We start from the raw sequence: 25,899 nt of genomic DNA, 5'->3' as shown, positions 1-25,899 counted from the left end.
GTATTAAATGAAACAAAACGAAAGATTGATGTCGCAGTTATCTGACCTGGAGAGGAAAGTGAAACATCTAACTAAAATGGTCGAGCAACATAAACGGGGGAAGGCAAACGGGATTTATGCCGTTTGTTCCGCGCATCCAATCGTACTGGAAGCCGCAATACGCTACGCCCATGCCAATCATACACCGCTATTGATCGAAGCAACTTCTAATCAGGTTGACCAGTTTGGCGGCTATACGGGTATGACACCAGCCGATTTTCGCAGTTTTGTCTGCGGTTTAGCCGACTCGCTTAATTTTTCTCAGGATATGCTGATTCTCGGTGGAGACCACCTTGGACCAAACCGTTGGCAAAATCTGCCAGCAGAACAAGCAATGGCCAACGCTGACGATCTGATCAAGAGTTATGTCGCCGCTGGCTTTAAAAAGATCCACCTTGATTGCAGCATGTCTTGTGCTAACGACCCGGTTCCACTAACGGATGAAATCGTCGCTGAGCGCGCCGCGCGCCTGGCAAAAGTTGCCGAAGAAACCTGTATTGCGCATTTTGGTGAGTCTGACCTGGTCTATGTAATTGGCACAGAAGTCCCGGTTCCTGGCGGCGCTCACGAAGCATTAACCGAACTGGCGGTAACAACGCCGGATGCGGCACGCGCAACGCTGCAGGCCCACTATCACGCCTTTGAAAAGCGCGGACTGGAAGGTATCTGGCCGCGTATCATCGCCCTGGTGGTGCAACCCGGCGTCGAATTCGACCATACCCACATCATTGATTACCAACCGCAAAAAGCCGTGTCACTCAGCAAAATGGTGGAAGACTACGACACGCTGATTTTTGAAGCGCATTCTACCGATTACCAAACGCCTCAGTCCTTGCGCCAGTTGGTTAAAGATCATTTCGCGATCCTGAAAGTCGGCCCGGCGCTGACCTTTGCCCTGCGCGAAGCGTTATTTTCATTAGCCGCTATTGAAGAGGAATTGCTGCCCGCAAAAGCCAGCTCAGGCCTGCGACATGTCCTGGAAAGCGTGATGCTTGATCGACCGGAGTACTGGCAGAGCCACTATCACGGCGATGGCAACGCGCGCCGTTTGGCCCGCGGATATAGCTACTCAGATCGGGTTCGTTACTACTGGCCGGACAGCCAGATTGATGAGGCATTCGAACGTCTTGTGCGTAACCTGGCCGACGAACCGATCCCGTTACCGCTGATTAGCCAGTATCTACCCTTGCAGTACGTAAAAGTGCGCGAGGGAGATCTCAGCGCGACACCGCGAGAACTCATCATTAACCATATTCAGGACATACTGCAGCAATATCACTGCGCCAGCTTGGGTGATTCATCCCATAACGCATAACAAGAAAGAGAAAAATACCATGCCAAACATTGTATTAAGTCGCATTGACGAACGTTTAATTCACGGTCAGGTCGGTGTGCAATGGGTCGGATTTGCGGGGGCAAATCTGGTGCTGGTCGCCAATGATGAGGTGGCTGAAGATCCGGTGCAGCAAAACCTGATGGAAATGGTTCTGGCGGAAGGGATTGCCGTGCGCTTCTGGTCACTACAAAAAGTAATCGACAATATTCACCGTGCCGCCGATCGCCAGAAAATTTTGCTGGTCTGCAAATCGCCTGCGGATTTCTACCGTCTGGTCGAAGGCGGTGTTCCTGTTAATCGTATCAACGTTGGCAACATGCACTATGCCAACGGCAAGCAGCAAATCGCCAAAACGGTTTCTGTAGACGCTGCCGATATAGCGGCGTTCAACGGGTTGAAAGCCGCTGGGGTGGAATGCTTCGTTCAGGGCGTTCCAACAGAACCCGCCCAGGACCTCTATAAACTTCTCTGAGGGATTCACAATGGAAATCAGTCTGTTGCAGGCTTTTGCGTTGGGTATTCTCGCCTTTATTGCAGGCCTGGATATGTTCAACGGGTTAACGCACATGCACCGCCCGGTTGTTCTCGGGCCGCTGGTCGGCCTGATTCTGGGCGATCTGCATACCGGTATTTTAACCGGGGGTACGCTGGAACTGGTGTGGATGGGTCTGGCTCCGCTGGCGGGAGCACAGCCGCCAAACGTCATCATCGGCACCATCGTGGGGACGACTTTCGCCATCACCACTGGCGTAAAACCGGAAGTCGCTGTCGGTGTCGCTGTACCGTTCGCGGTAGCGGTACAAATGGGTATTACCTTCCTCTTCTCCGTGATGTCCGGGGTGATGGCGCGCTGCGATCGCATGGCGGCGAATGCCGATACAGACGGAATTGAGCGGGTCAACTATCTGGCGTTACTGGCGCTGGGGACGTTCTACTTCTTATGCGCTTTTCTGCCGATTTACTTTGGCGCGGAACATGCCAAAACAGCTATAGATGTTCTGCCGACCCGCCTAATTGACGGCCTCGGCGTGGCAGGCGGCATCATGCCAGCTATCGGTTTCGCCGTACTGCTGAAAATCATGATGAAAAACGTCTACATCCCTTACTTCATCCTGGGTTTTGTCGCCGCCGCCTGGCTCAAACTCCCTGTGCTGGCGATCGCCGCCGCAGCACTGGCCATGGCGCTGATCGATTTTCTGCGTAAATCACCTGAACCTACAGCACCCGCAGCACAAAAAGAGGAATTCGAAGATGGCATCTAATCAAACGGCTCTGCCGAACGTTTCCGAAACCGAAGAAACGCTGCTGTCCGGCACGAATGAAAACGTCTACGAAGACCAGAATATCGGTGCCGAGCTGACGAAAAAAGATATCAACCGTGTTGCCTGGCGTTCCATGTTGTTACAGGCCTCTTTCAACTATGAACGTATGCAAGCATCAGGATGGTTGTACGGCCTGTTACCTGCACTGAAAAAGATCCATACCAACAAGCGAGATCTGGCGCGTTCAATGAAAGGCCATATGGGCTTCTTCAACACGCACCCGTTCCTGGTCACGTTTGTTATCGGGATTATCCTGGCAATGGAACGCTCCAAGCAGGATGTAAACAGTATTCAAAGTACCAAGATTGCCGTCGGTGCGCCGCTTGGCGGTATCGGTGATGCCATGTTCTGGTTAACGTTATTGCCTATTTGCGGCGGTATCGGGGCAAGCCTGGCGCTACAAGGCTCTATTCTTGGCGCTGTTGTCTTTATTGTGATGTTTAACGTGGTTCATCTTGGTCTGCGCTTTGGGCTGGCACACTATGCTTATCGAATGGGCGTTGCAGCTATCCCACTGATTAAAGCTAACACCAAAAAGGTTGGACATGCGGCATCTATCGTTGGGATGACGGTGATCGGCGCGCTGGTAGCGACCTATGTTCGCCTGAGCACCACGCTGGAAATTACTGCTGGCGATGCGGTTGTGAAACTACAGACAGACGTTATAGACAAGCTGATGCCTGCATTTTTGCCGCTGGTCTACACATTGACCATGTTCTGGCTGGTTCGTCGTGGCTGGAGTCCTCTGCGTCTTATCGCCATTACCGTGGTACTCGGCATCGTGGGTAAGTTCTGTCACTTCCTATAAATGTAAGGGGTTGTAGATGTTAGGTATTATTTTGACGGGCCATGGCGGGTTTGCCAGCGGAATGGAAAAAGCGATGAAACAGATTTTAGGTGAACAGACTCAGTTCATCGCCATCGACTTTCCGGAAACCTCAACCACAGCCTTACTCACCTCGCAACTTGAACAGGCAGTGAGTGAACTGGATGCTCAGCAAGACATCGTGTTTCTGACTGACTTGTTGGGCGGAACACCATTTCGCGTCGCTTCCACACTGGCCATGCAAAGGCAAGGTACTGAAGTGATCACCGGCACCAATCTGCAACTGCTGCTGGAAATGGTACTGGAACGCGACGGCCTGAGCAGCGAAGCGTTTCGTTTGCAGGCGCTGGAATGCGGACATCGGGGGTTGACCAGCCTGGTGGACGAGCTGGGACGCTGTCGCGAGGAAAAACCCGTCGAGGAAGGGATATGATACAGGTGCTACGCGCCAAGCGTCTGCTCACGGAACAAGGCTGGCTGGACGATCATCAGGTGCGTATTGAGGATGGCACCATTAGAGCCATTGAGCCTATCGTCTCAGGCGTGATGGTGCGCGATGCTGAGCTGTTGTGCCCTGCATATATCGATACCCATGTGCATGGAGGCGCAGGTGTCGATGTCATGGATGATGCGCCGGATACGCTCGACAAGCTGGCAATGCACAAAGCGCGCGAAGGGGTAGCCAGTTGGCTACCCACCACCGTCACCGCCCCATTACCAGATATTCACCGCGCATTGAAACGTATTGCCCACCGCTACTATTCCGGCGGGCCTGGCGCGCAGGTACTGGGGAGTTATCTTGAAGGTCCGTACTTTACGCCACAGAACAAAGGGGCGCATCCGCCTGAGCTCTTCAGGGAACTGGAGCTCAGGGAACTGGATGAACTGATTGCGATTTCCCAACAAACATTGCGCGTCGTTGCGCTGGCGCCAGAAAAAACCGGCGCATTGCAGGCTATCAAACATCTGAAGCAGCGCAACGTACGGGTGATGCTGGGCCACAGCGCAGCCACCTGGGAGCAAACCCGCACCGCCTTTGATGTCGGGGCTGATGGGCTGGTTCACTGCTATAACGGTATGACCGGTTTACACCACCGGGAGCCCGGAATGGTTGGCGCAGGGTTAACCGACTCTCGCGCCTGGCTGGAGCTTATCGCTGACGGACACCATGTCCACCCGGCGGCCATGAAGCTGTGCTGCTGTTGCGCAAAAGACAGACTGGTACTGATCACCGATGCGATGCAGGCTGCTGGTATGCCGGACGGGCGCTATACGCTCTGCGGTGAGGAGGTGGAAATGCGCAGCGGTATTGTGCGTACCGCTTCCGGTGGCCTGGCGGGCAGCACGCTCTCGGTTGATGCAGCCGTACGTAATATGGTCGAATTCACCGGGATTACCTCTGAAGAGGCGATCCACATGGCTTCGCTCCATCCCGCTCGCCTGTTGGGAATCGATCGCCAACGCGGATCGTTAGCGGTGGGCAAAACTGCCGACATTATCGCCCTCAATAGCGGCCTGCATTTGCAGCAGATCTGGATTCAGGGTCAGGCTCTCCCCCTTTAGACCTTTCATTTTGTCTCGTATTGGCCTGCGGTCTTTGATCGCCGGGCCTTTCTTTTCCTTTCGCTTATAAAATTTTGATCCGCACTATCTGCAAGCGATTCTTTAAAGATCAACAAGATAATTACAGTCTTCGTTCTCACGATCACAAATTTCGTTTTATTTCATTTTGCATCATTGAACTTTCACTTTCTTTCATATAGATTTTAATCAATCGATCATATGAACAAGTGAAACGAAACGAAAGATAGCGACATTTTGCCAGCGTCTTATGTGGAATTTACGAGACTAAGGACTTAAGTTATGCCAGAAACCTACACCCCTGCTCACGCGTCGACGGGCACCTGGACAGAAGAAGAGATCCGTCAGCAACCCGCTAGTTGGATCCGCTCTCTCGCTAATATCGATAATATTCGATCCGCCATTGATAGCTTTCTCGCGCCATTGTTGCGCAAAAACGATCTACGGATCGTACTGACCGGGGCGGGTACTTCCGCATTTATCGGCGACATTATTGCTCCGTGGCTGGCAAGCCAAACCGGAAAAAACATCAGCGCCGTGCCGACCACCGATCTGGTCACCAATCCGATGGATTATCTGAATCCCGCACATCCGTTGCTGCTGGTTTCTTTCGCTCGCTCAGGTAACAGCCCCGAAAGCGTTGCGGCTGTGGAACTGGCTAATCAGTTTGTACCTGAGTGCTATCACCTGCCAATTACCTGTAACGAAGCAGGTAGCCTGTATCAAAACGCCGTCGCAAGCGACAATGCCTTTGCACTGTTAATGCCTGCTGAAACGCACGACCGTGGCTTCGCCATGACCAGCAGTATTACCACCATGATGGCCAGTTGCCTGGCGGTATTCGCCCCGCAAAAAATCAACAGCCAGACCTTCCGCGACGTGGCCGATCGTTGCCAGACGATCCTGACTTCACTGGGTGATTTCAGCGACGGCGTATTCGGCAACGCGCCATGGAAACGGATCGTCTACCTCGGTAGCGGTGGGTTACAGGGAGCCGCGCGTGAATCGGCGCTGAAAGTCCTGGAACTGACAGCGGGTAAACTGGCGGCATTCTATGACTCGCCGACCGGTTTTCGTCATGGGCCAAAATCGCTGGTTGATAACGAAACGCTGGTAGTGGTCTTTGTTTCCAGCCACCCCTATACACGCCAATACGATCTTGATCTGTTAGCTGAGTTACGCCGCGATCGGCAGGCGCTGCGGGTAGTCGCGATTGCCGCACAAACCGATGACGTGATTGAAGCCGGCCCGCATATCCTGCTGCCGCCTGCCCGCACCTTCATTGATATGGAACTGGCGTTCTGCTTCCTGATCTATGCGCAGGTCTTCGCCCTGACACAGTCAATCAGTATCGGTAATACGCCAGATACGCCTTCTGCCAGCGGTACCGTGAACCGCGTCGTACAGGGCGTTGTTATTCATCCCTGGAACGCCTAAAAGGATCGTTTTATGAGCATTATTTCTACAAAATACCTCCTGCAGGATGCGCAAAAAAAAGGCTATGCCGTACCGGCCTTTAACATCCATAACGCCGAAACGATCCAGGCGATCCTGGAAGTGTGCTATGAAATGCAATCGCCGGTGATCCTTGCCGGAACGCCGGGTACGTTTAAACATATCGCGCTGGAAGAAATCTACGCGCTGTGCAGCGCTTATTCCACCAGCTACGGCATGCCGCTGGCGCTGCACCTCGACCACCATGAATCACTGGACGATATCCGCCGTAAGGTGAATGCCGGGGTGCGCAGCGCCATGATTGATGGCAGCCACTTCCCGTTTGAAGAAAACGTCAAGCTGGTGAAATCCGTTGTGGATTTTTGCCATGCCAAAGATTGCAGCGTGGAAGCTGAGCTGGGCCGCCTCGGCGGCGTTGAAGATGATATGAGCGTGGATGCCGAAAGCGCCTTCCTGACCGACCCGCTGGAAGCGAAACGGTTTGTCGAACGTACCGGCGTCGACAGCCTGGCTGTTGCCATCGGCACGGCACACGGTTTGTACACTAAAACGCCCAACATCGATTTCCAGCGTTTAGGGGAAATTCGTGAAGTGGTGGATATTCCGCTGGTGCTGCATGGCGCAAGCGATGTTCCTGACAACTACGTCCGCCGCACAATCGAGCTGGGAATATGCAAAGTTAACGTGGCCACCGAACTGAAAATCGCCTTTGCCGACGCGGTCAAAGCATGGTTTGCAGAAAATCCGCAGGGCAACGATCCCCGCTATTACATGCGGGTCGGTATGGATGCGATGAAAGAAGTGGTGCGGAGTAAAATTAATGTCTGTGGTTCAGCAAACAAATTGATGGCTACCTGCGAATTATCGTGACCGTCATTATATTCTGCGCGAGTGCTATCTGCGTGTTGTCAGGTAGCGCTCATTGTTCGAATAATTAGGCGGGATACACACCATCATGACATGTCAAAAACGGCTGCTCATCGTGTGATTCGCAGCATAAGCCAGTGTTGAAGGACATCCTGAATGCTTAAGAGATCTTGCTGCTGATAGCAGCTAAAGCGAAGCACGATGCTTTAGCTGCAACGCTTTCAGATACCGCTCTACGGTGCGAGCTGAGATTTCACACTCTTCAGCGATACTTTTGGCAGATCTGCCCGGCTGGTTCGACAAGATTTGTAGAATACGTTTTCCTTCCATCAGTGCGGTGACTTGCTCCCTAGTCAACGAATTATGCTCAATCGCTAAAGAGGCCTGAATGGTGCGAATACGATTTTCTTTGCGCAAAAGAGGAGATGCCCTACCAGCCATCGCGGCCCAATGCCCCATCAACTCACCAATTTCAATGACTTGATTAAGGATCAATGGAGTGACGACGAAAGGTGGTTGGTAGGTGCTCACTCTTACTCCCCCTGCTGGTCCAGCGCGTACTTATACAGCGCATTCTTTTTCACGCCGTGAATTTCCGCTGCCAGCGCCGCCGCTTTCTTCAGCGGCAGCTCTTTTTGTAACAACGCCAGCGTACGCAGCGCATCAGCCGGGAGGTCATCTTCCTGCGCTTTATGCCCTTCGACAATCAGCACCATTTCGCCCTTACGACGGTTTTCATCTTCCTTGACCCACGCCAGTAGTTCGCCGACCGGCGCGCCGTGTATGGTTTCCCAGGTTTTGGTCAGTTCGCGCGCCAGCACCACATAACGGGATTCTCCCCAGACGGCGACCATATCTTCCAGACTATCCAGCAAACGGTGGGTGGATTCATAAAAAATAAGCGTACGCGGTTCTGCCTCAATGGCTTTCATCGCATCGCGGCGGCCTTTCGATTTGGCAGGCAGAAAACCCTCATAGCAAAAACGGTCGGAAGGCAGGCCGGCAGCGCTCAGCGCGGCAATCGCCGCACACGGGCCAGGCAGCGGCACCACGCGGATACCTGCTTCACGACAGGTGCGCACCAGATGGTAGCCCGGATCGTTAATCAGCGGCGTTCCGGCATCAGAAACCAGCGCAATGTTTTGCCCTTCTTTGAGCTTTGCCACCAGCGTCTCGGCTTTTTGTTGCTCATTGTGATCGTGTAAGGCAAACAAACGGGCGTTAATCGCGAAGTGTTGTAACAATAATCCTGTATGACGGGTGTCTTCAGCGGCAATTAAATCAACGGCTTGTAAAACTTCGAGCGCTCGTTGGGTAATATCAGCCAAATTTCCGATAGGAGTAGGTACAATAAAGAGTTGGCCTTGAGAATTATCCGCCGATTCGTGTTGTTTCATTGTGTCGTCCGTATTGCCGATTTAATATTGAGCATTGCGTAAAAAAATATCACTGGATACAGTATGGTACCCTCAACATTTTCTCGTTTGAAAGCCGCGCGCGCGCTACCAGTCATTCTGGCAGCTTTGATTTTCGCAGGCTGTGGCACCCAGGCGCCAGACCAGAGCGCAGCCCATATGCAGGGCACTGCGCAGGCTGATTCCGGCTTTTATCTGCAACAGATGCAGCAAAGTTCAGATGATAGCAAGACCAACTGGCAATTACTCGCCATTCGTGCACTGCTGAAAGAAGGTAAGAGCCAGCAGGCTATCGAATTGTTCAACCAGTTACCACAGAAGCTAAACGATGCCCAGCGTCGTGAGCAGTCACTGCTGGCCGTCGAGATCAAGCTCGCGCAGAAAGATGTCGCGGGAGCCCAGGCCCTGCTGGATAAACTCACGCCCGCCGATTTCGACCAAAACCAGCAGGCGCGTTACTGGCAGGCGCAAATCGACGCCAATCAGGGTCGCCCGTCGCTGTCGCTGCTGCGCGCCCTGATCGCCCAGGAACCACTGCTTGCCGCGAACGCTAAACAGAAAAACATCGATGCAACCTGGCAGGCACTGTCGTCCATGACCCAGGAGCAAGCGCAGACGCTGGTCATCAATGCGGATGAAAACGTACTGCAAGGCTGGCTGGACCTCCAGCGCGTCTGGTTCGATAACCGTAACGACCCGGACATGATGAAAGCCGGTATTGCCGACTGGCAAAAACGTTACCCGCAAAACCCGGGAGCAAAACTGCTGCCAACGCAGTTGGTTAACGTGCAGAGCTTTAAGCCAGCGTCCACCAGCAAGATTGCCCTGCTGCTGCCGCTGAACGGTCAGGCCGCTGTATTTGGTCGTACTATTCAGCAAGGCTTTGAAGCCGCGAAAAATATGGGCACTCAACCGGTAGCCGCTCCTGTTACCGCCGCGCATGCTGCGGATGCCTCTGCTGTGACGACCACGGATCAGCCGCAAACGACTGACGGTGTTGCCAGCCCTTCTCAGGCGTCAGTAAGCGATCTGACCAACGAGACGCCTGCGCAGCCAGAAGCTACAGCCCCACAGCCAACCGCACCAGCACAACCAACTATCGCCAGCGCGCCGGCAAATCCGTCCGCTGAGTTGAAAATCTACGACACCTCATCGCAGCCGCTGAACCAGATCCTGGCCCAGGTTCAGCAGGATGGCGCCAGCATCGTGGTAGGCCCGCTGTTGAAGAATAATGTTGAAGAGCTGATGAAAAGCAATACGCCATTAAACGTCCTGGCGCTTAACCAGCCTGAGTCCGTACAGAATCTGGCGAATGTTTGTTACTTTGCCCTGTCGCCAGAAGATGAAGCGCGCGATGCCGCACGCCACATCCGCGATCAAGGCAAACAGACGCCGCTGCTGTTGATCCCACGCAGTTCGTTAGGCGATCGCGTGGCTAATGCTTTTGCGCAGGAATGGCAAAAACTGGGCGGCGGCGTAGTGCTGCAGCAGAAGTTCGGCTCTACGGCTGAGCTGAAAATGGGTGTCAACGGCGGCGCGGGTATTTCCCTGACGGGCAGCCCGGTAGCCTCTTCTGTACCTGCGCAGCCTGGCGTGACGATTGGCGGTCTGACGATCCCGGCAGCGCCCACCGATGCGCAAATCACCGGGGGCAGTGGCCGTGTTGACGCCGTGTATATTCTGGCGACGCCGGAAGAAATCGCCTTTATTAAACCGATGATCGCCATGCGTAACGGCAGCCAGAGCGGAGCAACGCTGTATGCCAGCTCCCGTAGCGCGCAGGGAACCGCTGGCCCGGACTTCCGTCTGGAAATGGAAGGCTTGCAGTATAGCGAAATCCCAATGCTGGCAGGCGCTAACATGCCTCTCATGCAGCAGGCGCTTGGCGCGGTGCGTAACGACTACTCGCTGGCGCGTATGTACGCGATGGGTGTCGATGCCTGGTCGCTTGCCAACCACTTCTCGCAAATGCGTCAGGTGCAGGGCTTCGAAATTAACGGCAACACTGGCGCATTAACCGCAAATCAGGATTGTGTGATTAACAGGAAGTTATCATGGCTCAAATACCAGCAAGGACAGGTCGTCCCCGCCAGTTAACGAGCAAACAGACCGGTGACGCGTGGGAAGCTGTTGCGCGTGACTGGCTGCACAGCAAGGGACTGCATTTCATCGCCGCCAATGTGCGTGAACGTGGCGGCGAAATCGACCTGATAATGCGTGAAGGCAACACCACCGTATTTGTTGAAGTTCGCTACCGGCGTTCAGCCCAATTTGGCGGCGCGGCGGCGAGTGTGACCCGGAGCAAACAACACAAATTATTACAGACCGCCCGCTTGTGGCTTGCGCGCCACAATGGGAGTTTTGATACTGTGGATTGCCGGTTCGATGTGTTAGCCTTCACCGGAAATGATGTTGAGTGGTTTAAAGACGCGTTCAACGACCGCTCATAGTTGAAGATTCAGAGCCTGGTTCTTAAGGATTAGCGTGTTAGATAGAATTAAAGTCTGCTTTACAGAAAGCATTCAAACTCAGATAGCTGCGGCTGAAGCGCTCCCGGATGCGATCTCCCGTGCAGCCATGACGCTGGTTCAGTCCCTGCTCAATGGCAACAAAATTCTCTGTTGTGGTAATGGGACGTCCGCTGCCAACGCACAGCATTTTGCTGCCAGTATGATCAATCGTTTTGAAACGGAACGGCCAAGTTTACCTGCTATTGCACTAAATACTGATAATGTGGTCTTAACTGCGATTGCCAACGATCGCCTGCACGACGAAGTTTATGCAAAACAAGTCCGTGCGCTGGGACATGCAGGTGATGTTCTGCTGGCAATCTCTACGCGTGGTAATAGCCGCGATATCGTGAAAGCCGTTGAAGCCGCCGTGACCCGCGACATGACAATCGTCGCGCTGACCGGGTATGACGGAGGGGAGCTGGCCGGGTTGCTGGGGCCGCAGGATGTTGAAATCCGCATTCCTTCACACCACAGCGCCCGCGTTCAGGAAATGCATATGCTGACGGTCAACTGCCTTTGCGATCTCATCGATAACACGCTTTTTCCTCACCAGGATGATTAAGGAGTACACATGAAGGCATTTTCGCCGCTTGCTGTGATTATCGCTGCACTGCTGCTGCAAGGCTGTGTAGCTGCCGCCGTTGTCGGAACCGCAGCCGTCGGGACTAAAGCCGCGACGGATCCGCGTAGTGTCGGCACTCAGGTAGACGACGGAACCCTGGAATTACGCGTCAATACGGCGTTGTCGAAAGATGCCCAGATCAAGAAAGAAGCGCGTATCAACGTTAGCGCGTATCAGGGCAAGGTTCTGCTGGTCGGTCAGTCACCAAATAGCGAGCTGTCTGCGCGGGCCAAACAGATTGCAATGGGCGTAGAAGGTACCACTGAGGTCTTTAATGAGATCCGTCAGGGTCAGCCAATCGGTCTGGGCGATGCGTCCAATGATACCTGGATCACCACCAAAGTACGTTCCCAGTTGCTGACCAGCGATCAGGTGAAATCCTCTAACGTGAAAGTCACCACCGAGAACGGGGAAGTGTTCCTGCTGGGCCTGGTTACTGAACGTGAAGCGAAGGCGGCGGCGGATATCGCCAGCCGGGTAAGCGGCGTGAAACGCGTCACGACGGCCTTTACGTTTATTAAGTAATACCGATGCCGGATAGCGACGCATAAGCGTCTTATCCGGCCTACAGGACGTCATCGTTTGTAGGTCGGATAAACGTCAGCGCCATCCGGCATTTTATTTTGCCCTTTCGCGTAGCTCGGAGGAGGTCAGGATTGTAACGCCCTCATCTCCTGGCGCCAGCGCTTCTGCCAGCATTGCCCGTGCAACATCACGCGCTTCAATCGACTTCCAGTTACCTGGCAGCAACCTGAACAACGGCGCTAAAAACCTCTCATTCGTCCGCTGTTTATCCCGTTCCCCCAGTAGCATCGAAGGTCGGACAATCGTCAGGCGCGGCCATTTCTGCGCGATTAACGCCTGCTCCATTTCCCCTTTCACCCGGTTATAAAAAAACGGTGAATTCGCATTCGCGCCCATCGAACTCACCACCAGCATATGCTGGGCGCCTAACCGGCGTCCCGTCAGGGCGGTGTCCACCACCAGCGTATAGTCAGCGTGGATAAACGCCTCTTTCGAGCCGGCTTCACGCCGGGTGGTTCCCAGACAACAAAAAACGATATCGACCGGATCGGTGACTTGCGCCAGAGCATCGGTTAGCTGCGGATCATGGGGATTATAAACGCCAACCATATCAGCCAGCGGTCGACGCGTCGGCGCCGTAATGGCGTTGACCCGGGGTTCATTAAGCAGCATACGCAGCAAATTTCCGCCTACCAGCCCCGTTGCGCCTGTTATTAACACCTGACTCATCCTCGCTCCTTTACAGATTTGTCCGTCTTGCACTCTCAGCCTTAGCGACCAGACTTAATAGTTCGTGAGGTAATTATCCGCCAACATGGAAATTCTGCCTCATTCGCAACCAACTCAACGGAGGAAACATGAGCAAGAAGATTGCCGTTTTAATCACTGATGAGTTTGAAGATTCAGAATTTACATCACCAGCAGCAGAATTTCGCCAGGCCGGGCATGAAGTCATCACCATTGAAAAACAGGCAGGCAAAACGGTGAAGGGGAAAAAAGGAGAAGCCAGCGTCACCATCGACAAAGCGATCGAGGATGTGCGCCCTGCCGATTTTGACGCCCTGCTACTGCCAGGCGGTCACTCGCCGGACTACCTGCGCGGGGACGATCGTTTCGTGACCTTTACCCGGGATTTCGTTAACAGCGGCAAACCGGTGTTTGCTATTTGCCACGGTCCACAGTTGCTGATCAGCGCGGATGTCATTCGTGGCCGTAAACTTACCGCCGTGAAACCTATCATCATTGACGTAAAAAACGCGGGCGCCGAATTTTACGATCAGGAAATGGTGAATGATAACGATCAGCTGATAACCAGCCGAACACCGGATGACCTGCCAGCGTTTAACCGTGAGGCATTACGTATTCTCGGGGCGTGAGTCTCGTAGCCAGAGCATTTTTTTGCCAAAGCCCAGCGTGTTGTCCGTAAATTTGACTTCATCCAGCCGAATTTCCCACACGGGTGCGGACAGCATTCTGGCCACCGGGAAGCGGCGATTATACGCTTTACGCGCAATGTCGCTCTCCTCCCCCTCAAGACGGCGGATTTCCCCTTTAAACTGTACGCCGCGAATCAGGGCTACCGTTTTGGGCTGGCCGTTTACCGTACCGGCAACAGGCGCACGTGGCCCGGACATCTGAGCATGACGCGTTTTCTCTTCGGTCAGCACATAGAACACCACCTTTTGCGCATCAAACAGGTAAAACGCATTGGCGCACCACAATTCACCATCATGGTGAACACACCAGGTTACGACGTGCTGTTTTGCCAGCCAGCGGGTCACCGCAGTCAGTGTTTCCATTTCTGTTCTCTTTTATACTGTAGGCCTGAAAATTATCACGTCGATGGTGACAATGACACCCTGGTATCTGTATCTGATCCGTACCGCGGACAACGCTTTATACACCGGAATAACCACCGATGTGGAGCGTCGATATAAGCAACATCAGAGCGGGAAAGGCGCGAAGGCGCTACGTGGAAAGGGAGAACTCACCCTGGCATTTGCGGCGCAGGTCGGCGACCGTTCGCTGGCTCTGCGCATCGAGTATCGCGTCAAACAGCTTACAAAGCGTCAGAAAGAGCGCCTTGTAGAGGGCGGAGGGCTTGAGGCTCTGCTGAGCAGCCTGCAAACCCCGGATGTTAAAAACGATTGAAGTGGTCGTGGTATTCCACCAGGCCCGTCACGCCCTCCAGCGCATCGTCCGCCAGGCGATGAACCTGGAACGCGCTTTCGGTGCCCGACCAGCGGCAACGCAGGTCATGATGCGCAGCCAGCTCAAAGCCAAAACGGCTGTACAGTGCCGGATCGCCCAGCGTAACCACCGCGGCGTAGCCAAACTCGTTCAGGGAGTCGAGTCCTTCATAGACCAGTTGACGCGCCAGGCCCTGACCACGGTAATTTTCATCCACTGCGAGCGGCGCCATGCCGACCCATTGCAGATCTTCACCCTGAACATCAACAGGACTGAACGCGACGTAACCCACTACCTGACCTTCGTCATCTGTCGCAACCAAACCCAGCGTTAAGAAACCATCTTCACGCAGGTCGTGCACTAATTTCGCTTCAGCATCGCTCTCAAATGAACGACGCAGCAACGCATCAATACCGGGGGCATCGATGGGAATCTCAACTCGAATCAGCATGGCTCACCTACCGAAGTCTGTTTGGTGTCTGGCGTCGTTTTCATTCCCGCCTCAACAAAATCCGCCAACTGCATCAGCATGACGCGCAACGCTTTAGGCATCTGATCCAGTTCGATGGCGTCCATCAGATTTTTTACATACAGCCCTAATTCTGTGTCACCTTCAATCACCAGGCGACGCTGGAAGAAAAGCGTATCCGGATCCTGCTTACGTGCAGCAATCATCAGTAAATCGCTGGCGTCAGCGCTAAAACTCACATCCGCATCGGCACTCTGGCTGACGATAAGTTTATCGTTCTCAACAGAGGTATACCATTGGAGGCCAATATCACGCACATGAATACTCAGCCAGCGGCCTTCGAGGAACTCCAGCTCTCCATCAGCCAGCGCCTGGCTAAACTGCCAGCTCAGAACCTGCTCCAGGACCTGGCGCTTCAGCGCAAAGGGCGTCAGTTTAACCGGTACACTCATCAGAGAAGGACCAAAATGTACTAAGCGTGAACGCAGTTTATCCAACACGAGCTTTACTCCCTGTTTCAATAGTCCTGCTATTTTGCCATATCCAATAAACGACATAGCGGCATAAATCAACAATTCGATGCGAAATTGTTACCTCTTTATTGCTGTCACCAATACGACTTTAACTGCCTCAAATCAAAAATTGTCTCAGCAAGGTTAACTAAAATCCCTCTTCGTTAACATTTCTGCGCCCTTCACGGCGCTACGTTCAGGATAAATTATGGAGCTGCTCTGCCCTGCCGGAAATCTCCCGGCGCTTAAGGCGGCCATCGAGAACGGCGCTGATGCTGTCTACATCGGGCTGAAAGATGATACCAACGCCCGTCATTTCGCCGGCCTTAATTTTACCGAGAAAAAATTGCAGGAAGCGGTGAGTTTTGTCCATCAACACCGCCGTAAGCTGCACATCGCGATTAACACCTTTGCGCATCCGGATGGTTATGCGCGCTGGCAACGGGCCGTAGATATGGCGGCGCAACTGGGTGCGGATGCGCTAATCCTCGCCGACCTCGCCATGCTTGAGTATGCCGCAGAGCGCTACCCGCATATTGAGCGCCATGTCTCTGTTCAGGCATCTGCTACCAACGAAGAGGCGATTAATTTTTATCATCGCAACTTTGATGTCGCCCGCGTGGTGCTGCCGCGCGTGTTGTCTATCCATCAGGTGAAACAGCTCGCTCGCGTCACGCCCGTTCCACTCGAAGTGTTCGCCTTTGGCAGTCTGTGCATTATGGCGGAAGGGCGGTGTTATCTTTCATCCTACCTGACGGGTGAATCGCCTAACACGGTTGGCGCTTGCTCTCCCGCGCGTTTTGTTCGCTGGCAGCAGACCCAACAAGGTCTGGAATCGCGTCTGAATGAAGTGCTGATTGACCGCTATCAGGACGGAGAAAATGCCGGTTATCCGACACTGTGTAAAGGCCGCTATTTGGTTGACGGCGAGCGCTATCATGCGCTGGAAGAACCCACCAGCCTGAACACGCTGGAGCTGCTGCCGGAGCTGCTGGCGGCCAATATTGCCTCGGTAAAAATCGAGGGACGCCAGCGTAGCCCGGCCTACGTCAGCCAGGTGGCGAAAGTGTGGCGTCAGGCGATCGATCGTTGTATAGCCGACCCACAGAACTATGCGCCACAGGCGGCATGGATGGAAACGCTCGGTTCCATGTCCGAAGGCACGCAGACCACGCTTGGCGCGTATCACCGTAAATGGCAGTGAGAGAAGCAATGAAATATTCCTTAGGGCCGGTGCTGTGGTACTGGCCAAAAGAAACGCTGGAAGATTTTTATCAGCAGGCCGCCGCCAGCCAGGCCGACATTATCTATCTTGGCGAAGCGGTATGCAGCAAACGTCGCGCCACTAAAGTCGGCGACTGGATTGATATGGCGAAGTCGCTCGCCGGCAGCGGTAAACAGGTGGTGCTGTCAACGCTGGCGCTGGTGCAGGCATCCTCTGAGCTAGGCGAATTAAAGCGCTATGTCGAAAACGGCGACTTCCTGCTGGAAGCCAGCGATCTGGGCGTGGTAAACATGTGCGCGGAGCGTAAGCTGCCGTTTGTCGCCGGACATGCGCTCAACTGCTACAACGCGGTGACGCTACGTTTGCTGCTCAAACAAGGGATGGTGCGTTGGTGTATGCCGGTAGAATTATCTCGCGACTGGCTGATCAATCTGCTCAACCAGTGTGAAGAGTTAGCTATCCGCGATAAGTTTGAAGTGGAAGTGCTGAGCTACGGCCATCTGCCGCTGGCGTACTCTGCCCGCTGCTTTACGGCGCGTTCCGAAGATCGGCCAAAAGACGAGTGTGAAACCTGCTGCATCAAATACCCGAACGGGCGAGATGTGCTGTCGCAGGAGAATCAGCAGGTCTTTGTTCTCAACGGGATCCAGACCATGAGCGGCTATGTTTATAACCTCGGCAACGAGCTGACATCCATGCAGGGACTGGTAGATATTGTGCGTCTGTCCCCTTCAGGCACGGAAACATTTGCCATGCTGGATGCCTTCCGCGCCAATGAAAACGGCACTGCCCCATTACCGCTTGCCGCCCATAGCGACTGCAACGGTTACTGGAAACGTCTGGCTGGGCTGGAGCTGCAATCCTGATATAACCTCGCCGGATGGCGGCATAAATGCCTTATCCGACCTACAAATCGCGATCCCTAGGCCCGATAAGCGCAGCGCCATCAGGCATTGTTTTTGCCGTCAGTCTCATAAAGCTCACTTTGTTAACAACGTTAATCAAATTTTAATGCAGTATTAAATGATTAACCGGTAACAAAGTGAGCCGTTATGACTGACAAAACTATTCCGTTCTCGGTGCTGGATCTGGCACCGATCCCTGAAGGATCTTCGGCAAAAGAAGCCTTTACGCACTCGCTTGATCTCGCACGGCTGGCTGAAAAGCGCGGCTATCACCGCTACTGGCTGGCAGAACACCACAACATGACCGGCATCGCCAGCGCCGCAACCTCTGTGCTGATTGGTTATCTGGCTGCCAATACCACCACGCTGCATCTGGGTTCTGGCGGCGTGATGCTGCCCAACCATTCGCCGCTGGTGATCGCCGAGCAGTTCGGTACCCTGAACACGCTGTATCCGGGACGCATCGATCTCGGGCTTGGCCGCGCACCGGGGAGCGATCAGCCAACGATGCGCGCGCTGCGCCGCCATATGAGTGGCGATATCGATAACTTCCCACGCGACGTAGCAGAACTGGTGGAGTGGTTCGACGCCCACGACCCGAACCCCCATGTACGCCCGGTGCCTGGCTACGGCGAGCAGATCCCGGTCTGGTTATTAGGTTCCAGCTTGTATAGCGCACAGTTGGCGGCGCAGCTTGGCCTGCCGTTTGCCTTCGCCTCGCACTTTGCTCCGGATATGCTGCATCAGGCGCTGCATCTGTATCGTAGCCAGTTCACGCCTTCGGCGCGCCTGGCAAAGCCGTATGCAATGGTATGCATCAACATCATTGCCGCCGACAGCAATCGCGATGCCGAATTTCTTTTCACCTCAATGCAGCAGGCGTTTATGAAACTGCGTCGTGGCGAAACCGGCCAGCTACCGCCGCCGGTAGAGAATATGCATCAACTGTGGTCCGCTTCTGAACAGTATGGCGTGCAGCAGGCGCTACGCATGTCGCTGGTCGGTGATAAGGCGAAAGTGCGGCACGGGCTGGAGGCTATTTTACGTGAAACCCAGGCTGATGAAATTATGGTTAACGGCCAGATTTTTGATCACCAGGCGCGGCTCCACTCATTTGATTTGGCGATGGATGTGAAGCAGGAATTGTTGGGATAGTGCTATTTGTGCCGGATGGCGGCTGCGGCTTATCCGGCCTACGCAATCTCTGTAGGCCCGGTAAGCGTAGCGCCACCGGGCAATTGTTCTACTGGTACACCGGCAGCAGGTTAACGCTCGACAGAACATGGATAACCGCGTTGCCGACGCCGAAGACCAGAATCAGGGCAATCATTGGTTTACCGCCCCAGACGCGGAATTTCGGACTGCCGAAACGTTCGCGAGATTTACGTGCCAACAGCGCTGGCACAATGGCAGCCCAGATAGTTGCAGCTAAACCTGCATAGCCAATGGCGTACAGAAAACCGTTCGGCCACAGCAGGCCACCGACAATTGGCGGCACAAACGTCAGCAATGCGGTTTTAAAACGCCCCATTGCTGAATCATCAAAACCAAATAAATCAGCCAGATAGTCAAACAGGCCCAGCGTCACGCCGAGGAAGGAACTGGCGACCGCAAAGTTGGAGAACACCACCAACAGCAGATCCAGACTACGGCTGTTCAGCACACCGCTCAACGCCTGCACCAGCACATCAATGTTCCCACCCTGCTGCGCAATACCAATAAATTCCGGACGCGGAATATTACCCATCGTTCCCAGCAACCATACGGTATACAGCACCAGCGCCAGCAACGTGCCGTATACCAGGCACTTAACGATGGTCTTCGGATCCTTGCCGTAATACTTCATCAGGCTTGGGACGTTGCCGTGATAACCAAATGAAGCCAGACAGAATGGCAGCGTCATCAGCAGGTACGGCGTATATGAAGCGTTGCTCTGCGCCACGTTAAACAGCGTTGCGGGCTGCACGTGTCCCAGCAGGCTGCCGAAGGTCAGGAAAAAGGTAATCACCTTCGCGCCCAGCACAATCGCCGTCATGCGGCTAACCGCTTTGGTGCTTAACCACACCACAAACGCGACCAGCAGCGCAAAGCCAAGACCTGCCGCGCGCGCCGGAACGTTCAGCGACATCTCGGCAAAGGTGTGATGCAGAATCGAGCCGCTTGCCGAAATATAGGCGTAGGTCAGAATGTAGAGCACAAAGGCGATGGAGATGCCGTTAACAACGTTCCAGCCTTTGCCCAACAGATCTTTGGTAATGGTGTCGAAGCTGGAACCAATCCGGTAATTGAGGTTGGCTTCAAGGATCATCAGCCCGGAGTGCAGCATGCAGAACCAGGTGAAGATCAGCGCCGCCATTGACCAGAAGAACCACGCCCCGGACATGACCACCGGCAGAGAGAACATCCCCGCGCCAATAATGGTGCCGCCGATGATCACCACGCCGCCAAGCAGCGAAGGTGACGTTTGGGTGGTGGTTAGTGTTGCCATTTAGCCATCTCTCCAGTCATTAATATTGTGACTACTTATCAATGTGCTGCACTGTACCAGTACACGAGTACAATTGAAATAAAAAAAGCCCCGATTGTTGAGATCGGGGCTGTATACTTTATTTTACGCTTTTAAGCCGTTTTGGCTTATGCGTCACCGCCGAAACGACGACGACCGGCTGAGTCATCACGACGCGGAGCAGAAGAATCGTCACGGCGCGGGCCACGACCACCTTCACGACGTTCGCCGCTGAAACGACGACCATCACCACGACCGCCTTCACGACGCTCACCGCCAAAACCACGACCTTCACCGCGACCGCCTTCACGACGCTCGCCGCTGAAACGGCCACCGCCACGACGCTCACCACCGGTATGCGGTACTGCATCGCCAACCAGCTGCATGTTCATCGGCTTGTTCAGGATGCGGGTACGGGTAAAGTGCTGCAGCACGTCGCCCGGCATACCTTTCGGCAGTTCGATGGTCGAGTGGGAAGCAAACAGCTTGATGTTACCGATGTAACGGCTGCTGATATCACCTTCGTTAGCAATCGCGCCAACGATATGGCGGACTTCAACACCGTCATCACGACCCACTTCAATGCGGTACAGTTGCATATCGCCAACGTCACGACGTTCACGACGCGGACGGTCTTCACGGTCGCCACGCGGGCCACGATCGTTGCGGTCACGCGGGCCACGATCGTCACGGTCGCGGAATTCACGCTTAGGACGCATCGGTGCATCTGGTGGTACGATCAGGCTACGTTCGCCCTGAGCCATTTTCAGCAGTGCGGCTGCCAGGGTTTCCATGTCCAGCTCTTCGCCTTCAGCGGTAGGCTGAATCTGCGCCAGCAGAGCACGGTACTGATCCAGATCGCTGCTTTCCAGCTGCTGCTGTACTTTCGCGGCGAATTTTTCCAGACGGCGTTTGCCCAGCAGCTCTGCGTTCGGCAGTTCTACTTCTGGAATAGTCAGTTTCATGGTGCGTTCGATGTTACGCAGCAGACGACGCTCGCGGTTCTCAACGAACAGCAGCGCACGGCCAGCACGACCCGCACGACCGGTACGGCCGATACGGTGAACGTAAGATTCGGAGTCCATCGGGATATCGTAGTTAACGACCAGGCTGATACGCTCAACGTCCAGGCCACGGGCCGCAACGTCGGTTGCAATCAGAATATCCAGACGGCCATCTTTCAGACGCTCCAGAGTCTGCTCACGCAGAGACTGGTTCATGTCGCCGTTCAGCGCAGCGCTGCTATAACCGCTACGTTCCAGCGCTTCTGCCACTTCCAGAGTCGCATTTTTGGTACGGACGAAGATAATCGCCGCATCAAAATCTTCTGCTTCCAGGAAACGCACCAGCGCTTCATTTTTACGCATGCCCCACACAGTCCAGTAGCTCTGGCTGATGTCAGGACGGGTAGTGACGCTGGACTGAATGCGTACTTCCTGCGGCTCTTTCATAAAGCGGCGGGTAATACGACGAATCGCTTCCGGCATGGTGGCAGAGAACAGAGCGGTCTGATGACCTTCCGGGATCTGCGCCATAATGGTTTCAACGTCTTCGATGAAGCCCATACGCAGCATTTCATCAGCTTCGTCCAGTACCAGACCGCTCAGTTTGGAGAGGTCCAGAGTACCGCGCTTCAGGTGATCCAGCAGACGACCCGGCGTACCGACGACGATCTGTGGTCCCTGACGCAGGGCACGTAATTGCACGTCATAACGCTGGCCGCCGTACAGGGCAACCACGTTCACGCCGCGCATGTGTTTAGAGAAATCCGTCATGGCTTCTGCAACCTGAACCGCCAGTTCGCGGGTCGGTGCCAGCACCAGAATCTGAGGTGCCTTCAGCTCAGGATCAAGATTGTTGAGCAGCGGTAAAGAGAACGCTGCCGTTTTGCCGCTACCGGTCTGGGCCATACCCAGAACATCGCGACCGCCCAGCAGATGCGGAATGCACTCTGCCTGGATTGGAGATGGTTTTTCGTAACCCAGATCGTTAAGGGCTTCAAGGATAGGAGCCTTCAGGCCCAGATCTGCAAAAGTGGTTTCGAATTCAGCCATGTAGTACGTGTGCCTCAAAATTAATGGCGGCCAGTCTACATAACTCATCATGAAATTGATCTGCAATTTTCATTGAAAAGTGTGAACCGGCTCAAAGTAGGTGTATTAACGAACAACAACGCCCTCACCCGTGAAGGTGATGGCAATCAAAAAAGATTACGGGCTGATGTGTACGTCAGCTATTGCTGGTCCGATTCTGCCAGGTCATCTTGGTCCTGGCCCAGGAGCGATAATTCCAACAATGCGTATCGGTGCTCAACAAAGTTATGAACGTTGTTAGCCACCGCCAGTTTGAACAATGCCGTAGCGTTGTCCAAATCCCCCAGACTTAGGTAGTACTTACCTAAATAGAAGTTGGTTTCACTGAGATGCTCAGCGAGCGAGGTGTTATCCGTTGCGTCCGCCTTCAGGCGTTCCATCAGCGTTGCTTCGCTAATGTTGCCCAGGTAGAACTCGACAATGTTCCATCCCCATTGCTCTTTATCCGATTTCTCGAAGCGTTGGTTTAACGCTTCTTTAGCCTGCTTCTCATCGAGCTTCTGCTCGGCAAGATAAAGCCACAGACTGCGGAAAGGATCATTGGGATCGTCTTGATAAAACGCCAGCAGATCATCTTGCGCTAACTTGTCGCGACCGCCGTAATACAATGCGATACCGCGATTTAAGTACGCGTAGTTGTAAGTTGGATCAAGCTCAAGTACAGAATCAAACGCTTCATAGGCAGCATCAAAATTGCCTGCCTGCGTTAAATATATACCTAAGTAATTGAATACTTCAGGCATATCTGGTCGGATTGCCAGCGCTTGTGAAAAATCATTTCGCGCCAGTGCCCTCAGACCGAGACTATCATACAACACTCCGCGCTCATATAAAAGCTGTGCGCGTTCGTCATCGGTTAAAGCCCGACTGGCAAGAATTTGTTCCATACGTGCCAGAATCACTTCCTGCTGCAAAGTCGGTTGCAATGGTACTGCGAGGACTTCACTCTTACGCCAGGCGGAATTACTACATCCAGCCAGCGTGAGTGCTGTCGCAACGAAACACCAGCGCAAAAAAGGCTTCATTTCCCACTCCCGAAGACAACGATTGAATGAACGTCCAGGTTCCCCGGTTGCTAACAAGGCGTCCTGCCGGGTTAAAGGCCCTCCGTTCTCACGGAGGGCAATGGCAACCTTACTCGCCCTGTTGGCTTACCGGAGCTTCCGGTTCGCCTGCAGGCTGAGACTGCTCAGTTGCTTCTTTAATGCTCAGACGTACACGGCCCTGGCGATCAACTTCCAGAACTTTAACCGGTACTTCCTGGCCCATCTGCAGGTAATCGGTCACTTTCTCAACGCGCTTGTCAGCGATCTGAGAAATGTGTACCAGACCTTCTTTACCGCCACCGATGGCAACGAATGCGCCAAAGTCAACGATACGGGTCACTTTACCCGTGTAGATACGACCTACTTCAATCTCTGCGGTGATCTCTTCGATACGACGGATAGCATATTTCGCTTTCTCGCCGTCGGTCGCTGCGATCTTCACAGTACCGTCATCTTCGATTTCGATAGTAGTGCCAGTTTCTTCGGTCAGAGCGCGGATAACAGAACCGCCTTTACCGATAACGTCTTTAATCTTGTCCGGGCTGATCTTGATGGTGTGGATACGTGGCGCGAATTCAGAGATATCGCCACGCGGCGCGTTAATCGCCTGTTCCATCACACCCAGGATGTGCAGACGCGCACCTTTAGCCTGGTTCAGAGCAACCTGCATGATCTCTTTGGTGATACCTTCAATTTTGATATCCATCTGCAGTGCAGAGATACCGTCGCGGGAACCCGCTACTTTGAAGTCCATATCGCCCAGGTGGTCTTCGTCGCCCAGGATGTCAGACAGAACAACATAGTTGTCGCCTTCTTTCACCAGACCCATCGCGATACCCGCAACGGCCGCTTTGATCGGCACACCTGCGTCCATCAGCGCCAGGGAAGCGCCACATACGGAAGCCATGGAAGAAGAACCGTTAGATTCGGTGATTTCAGAAACCACACGCACGGTGTACGGGAATTTATCCAGTTCCGGCATCACTGCCAGCACGCCACGCTTCGCCAGGCGACCGTGACCAATTTCACGACGCTTCGGAGAACCGACCATACCGGTTTCACCTACGCAGTACGGAGGGAAGTTGTAGTGGAACAGGAAGTTGTCAGTACGCTCGCCCATCAGTTCGTCGAGGTTCTGCGCATCACGGGTGGTGCCCAGGGTCGCAGTGACCAGCGCCTGAGTTTCGCCACGGGTGAACAGCGCGGAGCCGTGGGTACGCGGCAGAACGCCAGTACGCACGTCCAGACCACGGATCATGTCTTTTTCACGGCCATCGATACGCGGCTCGCCTGCCAGTACGCGGCTACGAACAACGTTTTTCTCAATGGCGTGCAGGATTTCGCCCAGTTCGTTGGCGTCCAGGGTTTCATCTTCTGCCGTAAGCTGAGCGATGGTTTCAGATTTGATCACGTCAACCTGAGCGTAACGCTCTTGTTTGTCGGTGATACGGTAAGCATCGCTCAGGCGAGCTTCTGCCAGTGCGGCAACGCGCGCGTTCAGTGCTTCGTTGACGGCTTCTGGCTGCCAGTCCCAGCGCGGTTTGCCGGCTTCTTTCGCCAGCTCGTTGATCGCCTTAATAACAACCTGCTGCTGTTCGTGACCGAATACTACAGCGCCCAGCATCTGGTCTTCGCTCAGCAGTTCAGCTTCGGATTCAACCATCAGTACGGCACCTTCGGTACCGGCAACGACCAGATCCAGCTTGCTTTCTTTCAGTTCGTCCTGAGTCGGGTTCAGTACGTACTGGTCATTGATATAACCAACACGCGCAGCACCGATCGGGCCGTTGAATGGGATGCCAGACAGCGTCAGCGCAGCGGATGCGCCAATCATTGCCACGATATCCGGGTTAACCTGCGGGTTAACGGAAACAACGGTCGCGATAACCTGAACTTCGTTAACGAAACCTTCCGGGAACAGCGGGCGAACCGGGCGGTCAATCAGACGCGCGATCAGGGTTTCACCTTCGCTCGGACGGCCTTCACGACGGAAGAAGCTACCCGGGATACGGCCAGCAGCGTAGGTACGCTCCTGATAGTTAACGGTCAGTGGGAAAAAGTCCTGGCCTGGTTTCGCTTTTTTCTGGCCGACAACGGTAACGAATACCGCAGTGTCATCCATGCTAACCATAACAGCGGCAGTCGCCTGACGCGCCATCATGCCGGTTTCCAGCGTAACGGTATGCTGACCGTACTGGAATTTACGAACGATCGGATTAAGCAAAATAATATCCTTTCTCTATTTTTTGACGGCACATTTTTGCGCCATCGTTAATACCCGATCTTCTGCGCATCCTCGCGACTAATGACAACCCTAACCCATACGCATGAGTAAAGCCTCTCATTAGCCGCGCGAACCTCTGCAACGGAAGATCATTCATAGCAACAATACATTAGTTTCCAGCGAATTGCTGCCATCTGCTGGAAAAAAGGGGCCATGAAGGCCCCCTCT

At 54.0% G+C, this 25,899-nt stretch carries 28 protein-coding genes and 1 pseudogene; 17 read left to right on the top strand and 12 right to left on the bottom strand.

Annotated features, from left to right (window positions below; all coding sequences use genetic code 11):
* Window positions 1–76 precede the first annotated feature (76 nt).
* From kbaZ to kbaY, 8 genes are all read left to right on the top strand, one after another.
* Window positions 77–1,354, top strand: coding sequence for a tagatose-bisphosphate aldolase subunit KbaZ (gene kbaZ, locus AC534G_RS03080; RefSeq protein WP_038634134.1), 1,278 nt, complete (start codon window positions 77–79; stop codon window positions 1,352–1,354).
* Window positions 1,355–1,373: 19 nt separating this feature from the next.
* Window positions 1,374–1,847 carry a PTS N-acetylgalactosamine transporter subunit IIB gene (gene agaV / locus AC534G_RS03075; RefSeq protein ID WP_038634137.1) on the top strand — a complete coding sequence of 158 codons (474 nt, stop codon included), beginning with the start codon at window positions 1,374–1,376 and terminating at the stop codon, window positions 1,845–1,847.
* A 10-nt stretch (window positions 1,848–1,857) separates the two neighbouring features.
* On the top strand, window positions 1,858–2,637 hold the full coding sequence (gene agaW, locus AC534G_RS03070) for a PTS N-acetylgalactosamine transporter subunit IIC (protein WP_038634140.1): 780 nt from the start codon (window positions 1,858–1,860) through the stop codon (window positions 2,635–2,637).
* The gene (gene agaE / locus AC534G_RS03065; RefSeq protein WP_038634142.1) at window positions 2,627–3,505 is read left to right on the top strand and encodes a PTS N-acetylgalactosamine transporter subunit IID; all 879 of its coding nucleotides are present in this window, start codon (window positions 2,627–2,629) and stop codon (window positions 3,503–3,505) included. The genes agaW and agaE overlap by 11 nt, the downstream gene beginning before the upstream one ends.
* Before the next feature lie 16 nt (window positions 3,506–3,521).
* Window positions 3,522–3,956, top strand: coding sequence for a PTS galactosamine/N-acetylgalactosamine transporter subunit IIA (gene agaF / locus AC534G_RS03060; RefSeq protein WP_038634146.1), 435 nt, complete (start codon window positions 3,522–3,524; stop codon window positions 3,954–3,956).
* On the top strand, window positions 3,953–5,086 hold the full coding sequence (nagA, locus tag AC534G_RS03055; protein ID WP_199981198.1) for an N-acetylglucosamine-6-phosphate deacetylase: 1,134 nt from the start codon (window positions 3,953–3,955) through the stop codon (window positions 5,084–5,086). Before agaF ends, nagA begins: the two co-directional genes overlap by 4 nt.
* A 300-nt stretch (window positions 5,087–5,386) precedes the next feature.
* Window positions 5,387–6,541, top strand: a complete 1,155-nt coding sequence (locus AC534G_RS03050; protein ID WP_038634150.1) for an AgaS family sugar isomerase — start codon at window positions 5,387–5,389, stop codon at window positions 6,539–6,541.
* A 12-nt stretch (window positions 6,542–6,553) separates the two neighbouring features.
* Complete coding sequence (gene kbaY / locus AC534G_RS03045) at window positions 6,554–7,429, top strand: tagatose-bisphosphate aldolase subunit KbaY (protein WP_038634152.1); 876 nt, start codon at window positions 6,554–6,556, stop codon at window positions 7,427–7,429.
* 183 nt (window positions 7,430–7,612) lie between these two features.
* Here the strand turns inward: kbaY and AC534G_RS03040 are convergent, their stop codons facing one another.
* From AC534G_RS03040 to rsmI, 3 genes and pseudogenes are all read right to left on the bottom strand, one after another.
* Window positions 7,613–7,756 carry a winged helix-turn-helix transcriptional regulator gene (locus tag AC534G_RS03040; RefSeq protein WP_233593815.1) on the bottom strand — a complete coding sequence of 48 codons (144 nt, stop codon included), beginning with the start codon at window positions 7,754–7,756 and terminating at the stop codon, window positions 7,613–7,615.
* Window positions 7,736–7,957 (bottom strand): annotated as a pseudogene (locus AC534G_RS03035) (Fic family protein); the annotation flags it as partial. The pseudogene AC534G_RS03035 and the gene AC534G_RS03040, both read right to left, overlap by 21 nt.
* A gap of 2 nt (window positions 7,958–7,959) precedes the next feature.
* A complete protein-coding gene (gene rsmI, locus AC534G_RS03030) occupies window positions 7,960–8,823 on the bottom strand; it encodes a 16S rRNA (cytidine(1402)-2'-O)-methyltransferase (protein WP_038634156.1) in 864 nt (287 codons plus the stop codon).
* A 63-nt stretch (window positions 8,824–8,886) separates the two neighbouring features.
* Between rsmI and AC534G_RS03025 the strand changes: the two genes are divergently transcribed.
* The 4 genes from AC534G_RS03025 to dolP are packed head-to-tail and all read left to right on the top strand — an operon-like array spanning window position 8,887 to window position 12,501.
* Window positions 8,887–10,938, top strand: coding sequence for a penicillin-binding protein activator (locus AC534G_RS03025; RefSeq protein ID WP_110496756.1), 2,052 nt, complete (start codon window positions 8,887–8,889; stop codon window positions 10,936–10,938).
* Window positions 10,896–11,291 carry a YraN family protein gene (locus AC534G_RS03020; RefSeq protein ID WP_038634160.1) on the top strand — a complete coding sequence of 132 codons (396 nt, stop codon included), beginning with the start codon at window positions 10,896–10,898 and terminating at the stop codon, window positions 11,289–11,291. Before AC534G_RS03025 ends, AC534G_RS03020 begins: the two co-directional genes overlap by 43 nt.
* Window positions 11,292–11,325: 34 nt before the next feature.
* Window positions 11,326–11,916: a DnaA initiator-associating protein DiaA gene (gene diaA / locus AC534G_RS03015; RefSeq protein ID WP_003024948.1), complete on the top strand. Its 591-nt coding sequence runs from the start codon at window positions 11,326–11,328 to the stop codon at window positions 11,914–11,916.
* A gap of 9 nt (window positions 11,917–11,925) precedes the next feature.
* Window positions 11,926–12,501 carry a division/outer membrane stress-associated lipid-binding lipoprotein gene (dolP, locus tag AC534G_RS03010; protein ID WP_003024954.1) on the top strand — a complete coding sequence of 192 codons (576 nt, stop codon included), beginning with the start codon at window positions 11,926–11,928 and terminating at the stop codon, window positions 12,499–12,501.
* A gap of 93 nt (window positions 12,502–12,594) precedes the next feature.
* Here the strand turns inward: dolP and AC534G_RS03005 are convergent, their stop codons facing one another.
* Window positions 12,595–13,230 (bottom strand): NAD(P)H-binding protein, encoded by a 636-nt coding sequence (locus tag AC534G_RS03005; RefSeq protein ID WP_110496754.1) that lies wholly within the window; start codon window positions 13,228–13,230, stop codon window positions 12,595–12,597.
* Window positions 13,231–13,358: 128 nt separating this feature from the next.
* Between AC534G_RS03005 and AC534G_RS03000 the strand changes: the two genes are divergently transcribed.
* On the top strand, window positions 13,359–13,877 hold the full coding sequence (locus AC534G_RS03000) for a type 1 glutamine amidotransferase domain-containing protein (RefSeq protein ID WP_038634164.1): 519 nt from the start codon (window positions 13,359–13,361) through the stop codon (window positions 13,875–13,877).
* Here AC534G_RS03000 and AC534G_RS02995 read toward each other — a convergent pair.
* Window positions 13,857–14,300: a YhbP family protein gene (locus AC534G_RS02995; protein WP_038634166.1), complete on the bottom strand. Its 444-nt coding sequence runs from the start codon at window positions 14,298–14,300 to the stop codon at window positions 13,857–13,859. The two genes, AC534G_RS03000 and AC534G_RS02995, sit on opposite strands and share 21 nt — an antisense overlap.
* 52 nt (window positions 14,301–14,352) lie before the next feature.
* Here AC534G_RS02995 and AC534G_RS02990 point away from each other — a divergent pair, with 52 nt between their 5' ends.
* Entirely contained in the window at window positions 14,353–14,652 is a 300-nt protein-coding gene (locus AC534G_RS02990; protein ID WP_038634168.1) for a GIY-YIG nuclease family protein, read from the top strand.
* Here the strand turns inward: AC534G_RS02990 and AC534G_RS02985 are convergent.
* Entirely contained in the window at window positions 14,639–15,142 is a 504-nt protein-coding gene (locus AC534G_RS02985; RefSeq protein ID WP_110496752.1) for a GNAT family N-acetyltransferase, read from the bottom strand. The genes AC534G_RS02990 and AC534G_RS02985 overlap by 14 nt on opposite strands.
* Entirely contained in the window at window positions 15,136–15,660 is a 525-nt protein-coding gene (ubiT, locus tag AC534G_RS02980) for a ubiquinone anaerobic biosynthesis accessory factor UbiT (RefSeq protein WP_038634172.1), read from the bottom strand. Before ubiT ends, AC534G_RS02985 begins: the two co-directional genes overlap by 7 nt.
* Window positions 15,661–15,880: 220 nt before the next feature.
* Here ubiT and ubiU point away from each other — a divergent pair, with 220 nt between their 5' ends.
* The 3 genes from ubiU to AC534G_RS02965 all read left to right on the top strand — a co-directional run bounded on the left by ubiU (window position 15,881) and on the right by AC534G_RS02965 (window position 18,957).
* A complete protein-coding gene (gene ubiU, locus AC534G_RS02975; protein ID WP_006687898.1) occupies window positions 15,881–16,876 on the top strand; it encodes a ubiquinone anaerobic biosynthesis protein UbiU in 996 nt (331 codons plus the stop codon).
* An 8-nt stretch (window positions 16,877–16,884) separates the two neighbouring features.
* On the top strand, window positions 16,885–17,763 hold the full coding sequence (locus AC534G_RS02970) for a U32 family peptidase (protein ID WP_417918036.1): 879 nt from the start codon (window positions 16,885–16,887) through the stop codon (window positions 17,761–17,763).
* A gap of 186 nt (window positions 17,764–17,949) precedes the next feature.
* Window positions 17,950–18,957 carry a luciferase-like monooxygenase gene (locus AC534G_RS02965; protein ID WP_087856886.1) on the top strand — a complete coding sequence of 336 codons (1,008 nt, stop codon included), beginning with the start codon at window positions 17,950–17,952 and terminating at the stop codon, window positions 18,955–18,957.
* An 88-nt stretch (window positions 18,958–19,045) separates the two neighbouring features.
* Here the strand turns inward: AC534G_RS02965 and mtr are convergent, their stop codons facing one another.
* The 5 genes from mtr to pnp form a co-directional block, all read right to left on the bottom strand.
* Complete coding sequence (mtr, locus tag AC534G_RS02960; protein WP_038634179.1) at window positions 19,046–20,290, bottom strand: tryptophan permease; 1,245 nt, start codon at window positions 20,288–20,290, stop codon at window positions 19,046–19,048.
* A 146-nt stretch (window positions 20,291–20,436) separates the two neighbouring features.
* Window positions 20,437–22,362: an ATP-dependent RNA helicase DeaD gene (gene deaD / locus AC534G_RS02955; protein ID WP_038634182.1), complete on the bottom strand. Its 1,926-nt coding sequence runs from the start codon at window positions 22,360–22,362 to the stop codon at window positions 20,437–20,439.
* Window positions 22,355–22,435 carry a protein YrbN gene (gene yrbN / locus AC534G_RS02950; protein WP_010723222.1) on the bottom strand — a complete coding sequence of 27 codons (81 nt, stop codon included), beginning with the start codon at window positions 22,433–22,435 and terminating at the stop codon, window positions 22,355–22,357. The genes deaD and yrbN overlap by 8 nt, the downstream gene beginning before the upstream one ends.
* A gap of 106 nt (window positions 22,436–22,541) precedes the next feature.
* Entirely contained in the window at window positions 22,542–23,426 is an 885-nt protein-coding gene (gene nlpI, locus AC534G_RS02945) for a lipoprotein NlpI (RefSeq protein WP_038634184.1), read from the bottom strand.
* 109 nt (window positions 23,427–23,535) lie between these two features.
* Window positions 23,536–25,671: a polyribonucleotide nucleotidyltransferase gene (gene pnp / locus AC534G_RS02940; protein ID WP_069324388.1), complete on the bottom strand. Its 2,136-nt coding sequence runs from the start codon at window positions 25,669–25,671 to the stop codon at window positions 23,536–23,538.
* Window positions 25,672–25,899: the final 228 nt, after the last annotated feature.

This window comes from Citrobacter sp. CRE-46 (assembly GCF_059615875.1).
Note: the sequence above shows the minus strand (reverse complement) of the source record. Positions and strands in the feature narration are given on the sequence as shown.